The 6,013-nt window shown below is 53.8% G+C and carries 7 protein-coding genes; all 7 read left to right on the top strand.

Going from position 1 to position 6,013, the window contains the following annotated elements; translation table 11 throughout:
* Positions 1–259: CheB methylesterase domain-containing protein (locus ABYV89_RS13670; RefSeq protein ID WP_432823498.1), on the top strand; the 259-nt coding region annotated here is incomplete at its 5' end.
* 43 nt (positions 260–302) lie between these two features.
* A complete protein-coding gene (locus tag ABYV89_RS13675) occupies positions 303–1,130 on the top strand; it encodes a GAF domain-containing protein (protein ID WP_432823499.1) in 828 nt (275 codons plus the stop codon).
* Positions 1,131–1,151: 21 nt separating this feature from the next.
* Positions 1,152–1,529: a response regulator gene (locus ABYV89_RS13680; protein ID WP_432823500.1), complete on the top strand. Its 378-nt coding sequence runs from the start codon at positions 1,152–1,154 to the stop codon at positions 1,527–1,529.
* Between the two features lie 137 nt (positions 1,530–1,666).
* Positions 1,667–1,885: a translation initiation factor IF-1 gene (gene infA, locus ABYV89_RS13685; protein WP_432818198.1), complete on the top strand. Its 219-nt coding sequence runs from the start codon at positions 1,667–1,669 to the stop codon at positions 1,883–1,885.
* A 161-nt stretch (positions 1,886–2,046) separates the two neighbouring features.
* On the top strand, positions 2,047–4,602 hold the full coding sequence (leuS, locus tag ABYV89_RS13690) for a leucine--tRNA ligase (protein WP_432823501.1): 2,556 nt from the start codon (positions 2,047–2,049) through the stop codon (positions 4,600–4,602).
* Entirely contained in the window at positions 4,602–5,105 is a 504-nt protein-coding gene (gene lptE, locus ABYV89_RS13695; RefSeq protein ID WP_432823502.1) for an LPS assembly lipoprotein LptE, read from the top strand. Before leuS ends, lptE begins: the two co-directional genes overlap by 1 nt.
* A gap of 18 nt (positions 5,106–5,123) precedes the next feature.
* A partial coding sequence (gene holA, locus ABYV89_RS13700; protein WP_432823503.1) for a DNA polymerase III subunit delta occupies positions 5,124–6,013 on the top strand: 890 nt, incomplete at its 3' end.

Raw genomic sequence — 6,013 nt, forward strand, 5'->3', positions numbered from 1 at the left:
CTCGGTGGACGTGATGTTCAAATCGGCTAGCGAAGTGTTCGGGGCAAATTTGTTGGGAGTTGTCTTGACCGGCATGGGTAACGATGGCGCTTTGGGGGTAGAGGCTATCAAAGAACACGGCGGTCAGGTTCTTGCCGAGAGCGAAGAAACCAGCGTCGTCTTTGGCATGCCGAAAGAGGCTATTGCCACCGGGAAAGTCGACAAGATCCTGCCTCTGCCACGGATTGCCGCAGAAATAATCAGTCGATGCGGGTTTTGACAGGCCAGGGAATCGTTAATCTATTATTTTCGGGAGCGGTTGAATGTCTGAGCTGAACGAAGAGAAAAATTCAGCCAAACGTGCTGAGGAATTTCTTCAGATTTTTAAAAAAGGAGCGGAGTTCACCCAGGAACTCTTGAAGGAAAATGAGCGCCTTCGATATCAACTGTTGCGGGGGAACGAACCGCCTGACAACAATGGGACAGCGGCCACCGACACTGCGGAAATGGCGGTGCTGCAAAATAAAATCAATGCCCTTGAAAAAGAAAAGCTGGAGATTCTTGGCCGGGTCAAGGAAGTCGAAGAAGAGAATTTCGATTTTGCCAACCGGTATGTCGTTATCGAGTCCGAGAACAACATGCTGGCCAACCTTTACATTGCCTCGTACCAGCTTCATTCAACTCTGGATTTCCGCGAAGTCATTCAGGTTATCACTGAAATCATCATCAACCTGATTGGTGCCGAAGAGTTCGCCATCCTGCTTCTTGATGAAAAAATCGGACAATTTCAGATTGTTGCACATGAAGGTATCGATCCGGAGCATCTTGCTGAGGTTGAAATTGGCAAAGGTGTCATCGGAAATGTCGGCGATACCGGAGAAAGCTACTTCATCGATGACCTGGAATCGTATTCCCCAGAATACGATCATCCGATGGTCTGTATTCCGCTAAAAATCAAGGACCATGTTATCGGCGTTATTGTCATCTACAAACTGCTTGAACAGAAAAGTCGATTCGCCGATGTTGATTATGAACTTTTCACCCTTCTTGCCGGACATGCCGCGACGGCAATTTTCTCCTCTCGTCTCTACTCGGATTCAGAGAGGAAGCTATCGACGATCCAGGGATTTATTGATCTGCTCACCAAGTAGATCGCAGAAAGGGCTGATTCGGTGGAGATAAAAAAGATTCTTGTAGTTGATGATTCCCCGACCATGCGGCAGTTACTGGTTTTTGCCCTGAAACGTTTGCGTGGTGTGCTTATCTCGGAAGCAGCGAATGGCGTTGAAGGGCTGAAAAAGCTGACCAGCGATAAATATGACCTCATCTTTACCGATATCAACATGCCGGTCATGGATGGGCTTAAGCTGGTCAGCCTGGTGCGCAAGGACCCAAACCAGTGTGCCATTCCTATCGTAGTGATTACCACCGAGGGGGCAGAAGAGGATCGCAATAGGGCTTTTGCTCTTGGCGCAAACGAATATATCACCAAGCCAGTGCAATCGACCCAGGTCCTCAACGCTGCCAGGCGACTGCTTGAAATAAAATAATTTCAAATATCTGGCGCATTGGTCTGTTTAGATGTACATTTGTGCGTTGCGGGGTTGACAATTCCCGTGTGGGTTATGTTAAATAGTGCATTCAAAAATGACAGACCGAATCGATCGGTTAAATCTAGGAGGCTCATTTGGCTAAAGAAGAAGCAATTGAAGTAGAAGGGGAGGTTATCGAACCCCTTCCTAACGCCATGTTCCGGGTGAAACTGGATAATGGTCATATCGTTCTGGCTCATATCTCCGGGAAGATGCGTAAATTCTACATCCGCATTCTGCCTGGCGACCGTGTCACGGTGGAGCTTTCCCCCTACGACCTGACCCGTGGGCGGATAACCTACCGCGAAAAATGACCTGAATCTCCGCATTCGGGTTGCCTCCTCTTAATCGAGCGCACATGAGCGTAGCGATTTAACAGGGGCGGCCGCCTGATCGTTATTCTGATTCGTGACGAGATACCGGCAACTGCCGGTATTCATGTTTCTGACAGTAGCCGTGCGGCTACGGAGGATGTATGCAAGATCGTTATGAGGCCGGCGCCATTGAGCAGAAATGGCAGCAGTTCTGGGAACAGAACAAATCGTTCAAGGCAGCCGAAATCCCCGGCAAGAAAAAATATTACCTTCTTGAGATGTTTCCGTATCCGTCGGGACGGATTCACATGGGCCACGTCCGCAATTATTCCATCGGCGATGTGGTGGCGCGCTTCAAACGGTTACAGGGGTATAACGTGCTGCATCCGATGGGCTGGGACGCGTTCGGCATGCCGGCGGAAAATGCTGCCATCAAGCACGGTACCCATCCGGCCAAGTGGACCTACGAAAACATCGCCAGCATGAAGGTCCAGTTGAAAAAGATGGGCCTTTCCTATGACTGGGACCGTGAACTGGCCACCTGCAACGCCGACTATTACCGATGGGAGCAATTGATTTTCCTGCGGATGCTCGAAAAGGGTCTGGCCTACAAAAAAAGCTCTTCGGTCAACTGGTGTCCTGACTGCCAGACCGTTCTGGCCAACGAACAGGTGGAGGATGGCTGCTGCTGGCGCTGTGATTCGGAGGTGGTGCCGAAAGAACTTGAGCAGTGGTTCTTCCGTATAACCAACTACGCACAGGAACTGCTGGACGAGACCTATAATCTTTCCGGATGGCCGGAACCGGTGCTGATGATGCAGCGCAACTGGATCGGCCGCAGCACCGGCTGCGAAATAGATTTTCCGCTCGAAGGCACCGACAAGGGCATCCGGGTTTTCACCACCCGTCAGGACACCCTCTACGGCGCAACCTTCATGAGTCTGGCCCCGGAGCATCCCATGGCTCTTGAGTTGGCCAGCGCAGAGCAGCGTTCTGCCGTGCAGGCGTTTATCGCCAAGGTAAAGAAGCAGGACAAGATCAGGCGCACCAGTGATGACCAGGAGAAAGAAGGGGTCTTCACCGGCTCCTATTGCCTGAATCCGGTCACCGGCGTTCGGATGCCAATCTTTCTCGCCAACTTCGTACTGATGGATTACGGCACTGGGGCCGTCATGGCGGTTCCGACCCACGATCAGCGTGACTTCGAATTTGCCCGCAAGTACCGGCTTCCCCTTGTGGTGGTCATTCAGCCTGAAGGCGAAAAGCTCACCCCGGAGACCATGCCGGAGGCCTGGACCGGCCCGGGAGTCATGGTGAATTCGGCTGAATTCGACGGACTGTCGAATGAAGAGGCCAAGGAGAAGATCGCCGAATCCCTGGTGGCCAAGGGGATTGGCGACAAGACCGTCAACTATCGCCTGCGCGACTGGGGGGTCTCCCGTCAGCGTTACTGGGGCACGCCGATTCCTGTGCTCTACTGCGACCAGTGCGGAACGGTGCCGGTCCCCGAGAAAGACCTTCCGGTGGTACTGCCGACCGATGTCGAATTTACCGGGGAGGGGGGCAGTCCCCTGGCCCTGTGCGAGGCATTTGTCAACACCACCTGTCCGGTCTGCGGCGGCGCAGCCCGGCGTGAAACCGACACCTTCGATACCTTTGTCGAAAGCTCCTGGTATTTCGCCCGTTATGCCTGCCCTGGGTACGCCGAGGCTCCTGTTGATGCTGAGGCGGTTAAGTACTGGCTCCCCATCGACCAGTATATCGGCGGGATTGAGCATGCGGTCATGCACCTGCTGTACGCCCGTTTTTTCACCAAGGTGATGCGCGACCTGGGAATGATGGCTATCGACGAACCTTTCACCAATCTGCTGACCCAGGGAATGGTCTGCATGGAAACCCGTTCCTGCCCGGAACATGGCTGGCTTTATCCAGAAGAGGTGGTCGACGGCAAGTGCAGTCGCTGCAGCGCAGAGGCTGCGGTCGGGCGCAACGAAAAGATGAGCAAGTCAAAAAAGAACGTCATTGATCCCGACCATCTGATCAAGCGTTATGGTGCCGACACGGCGCGGCTCTTTTCCCTCTTTGCCGCCCCCCCGGAAAAGGACCTCGAGTGGAACGAGCAGGGGGTCGAAGGCTGCTACCGTTTTATCAGCCGGGTCTGGCGTGCGGTTCATGACAACCTCGAACTGATCCAGGGGATAACGGCAGGAGAACCGTCTGACGGTCCCGGCCGCGACCTGCGCAGAATCACCCATCGAACCATCAAGAAAGTCACCGAGGACATCGACGGCCGGTTCCATTTCAATACGGCTATCGCTGCGGTCATGGAACTGGTCAATGCCATTTACACCTTCGAGCCGAAGAAGGAGCATCCATCGGTTCTGCGGGAAGCCCTGGAAACCACTGTCCGCCTGCTGACCCCCTTTGTCCCGCATGTGGCTGAGGAGTTATGGAACTGCCTTGGGCACCAGCAGAGCATCGAATCCTGCGGCTGGCCGACCTGGAATCCCGACGCGCTGATTGAAGACGAAATCTCCATTGTGATTCAGGTCAATGGCAAGGTCAGGGGGAAGGTGGTTGTCGCTGCGGATGCCGTGGAAGACGCTATTCGGGAAGCGGCGCTGGCCGAGTCCAATGTGGCCAGATTTATTGCGGATAAAAACCTGCGCAAGGTGATCATCGTCCCCGGGCGGCTGGTCAATATCGTGGTGTCCTGATGAAGAATCTCTTGACGTTGTTGCTGCTGCCCCTGGTGTTGTTCGGTTGTGGCTATACCCCTGTCGCCCTTGGACCCGGTATCGGAGTAAAAACTCTGTTCATCGAACCCCTGGACAACCGGACTGCCGAGCCTTTTCTTGAAAGTCTGCTGACCAACAGCCTGATCGAGCGATTTGGCAGAGACAGCCGACTTACCCTGGTGAAGCATCGAGAGGATGCCGAAGCCATCCTGAACGGTACTATCAGTTCGTACAACCGCAAGGCGATCTCCTATAACCGGACGGACGATATTCGCGAGTACCGTTCCACAATGCGGATCAACGCCACACTGCGGCGGGTAACCGATGGCAAAATCCTCTGGAAGGACAGCGTCTCCTGGACCGAGGAGTCGATGAACAACGAGGACAGATCTGTGCAGGCGGATAACGAAACCATCGCGATCCAGAGCATATCCGAACGGGTGGCCGAGCAGCTTTATCATCGGCTGAATGAAAATTTCTAGGTTCTCCCGCGAGACGACATGACTCCTGCTGAACTTTCCAGGGCCATTGACAATAAGGCATTCCCCAGCCTGCTCCTGCTTTACGGAGAGGAAACGTATCTGCTCGAGAAAAGTCTGCGTCATCTTCTCGACACGGCTTTGCCCGTTGCCGATCGCGACTTCAATTTTGACAGTCTTTCCGCACGGGATATCCGGGCAGATGCCATCATTGACCAGGCCCGGACCTTTCCCGTCTTTGCCCCCTGCCGCCTGATTCTGATCAAGGACGCCCAGCATCTGTCGGGCGACAGCCTGGATCGACTGGTTCCGTACCTGCAGGACCCATCACCAGAAACCATACTGGTCCTGGTCTGCGATAAAATCGACGGCCGCCGTAAATTTTTTCAGGAATTCAAAAAGCGCGGGGTTCTGGTTGAATTCAAGAAACTTTATGACAACCAGGTACCAGCCTTCATTCGAGAGCAGGCGCGTCATGCCGGTCGATCGTTTACTGAAGACGCGCTGGCCTTGTTCTGCCGAAGGGCGGGCAGCAACCTGCAGGAAATACATGGCGAATTGAGCAAGCTGTTTGCCTACGTCGGAGACAAGAGCCTGGTCGATGTTGCAGATGTGGCCGCGATTGTCTCGGATACCCGGGTAGACAGCGTGTTCGAGTTGACCGATGCACTCGGCATGAAAAAACTGCAGGAAGCCCAGAGATTTCTGGTGCGGATCCTGGAAGAAGGTTCCGCGCCGCTACTGGTGCTGTCGATGATTGTTCGACATTTCAGGCAACTCTGGAAAATTCATGAATTACTGGAATTGAAAACGCCGGAAAAAGAGATTCCTCGGCAGGTTGGCATCAACCCGTACTTTGTCAGCGGGTTGATGAATCAGGCGGGCAGGTTTTCCCACGAACAGTACCGGAA

Origin of the sequence: Trichloromonas sp. (assembly GCF_041583255.1) — a bacterium.
In the GTDB taxonomy this organism is placed as follows: domain Bacteria; phylum Desulfobacterota; class Desulfuromonadia; order Desulfuromonadales; family Trichloromonadaceae; genus Trichloromonas.

Excerpts from the sequence above, each read along its gene's own strand:
- ABYV89_RS13675 (WP_432823499.1), top strand. The coding sequence starts at position 303 with ATGTCTGAGCTGAACGAAGAGAAAAATTCAGCCAAACGTGCTGAGGAA.
- leuS (WP_432823501.1), top strand. The coding sequence starts at position 2,047 with ATGCAAGATCGTTATGAGGCCGGCGCCATTGAGCAGAAATGGCAGCAG.
- lptE (WP_432823502.1), top strand. The coding sequence starts at position 4,602 with ATGAAGAATCTCTTGACGTTGTTGCTGCTGCCCCTGGTGTTGTTCGGT.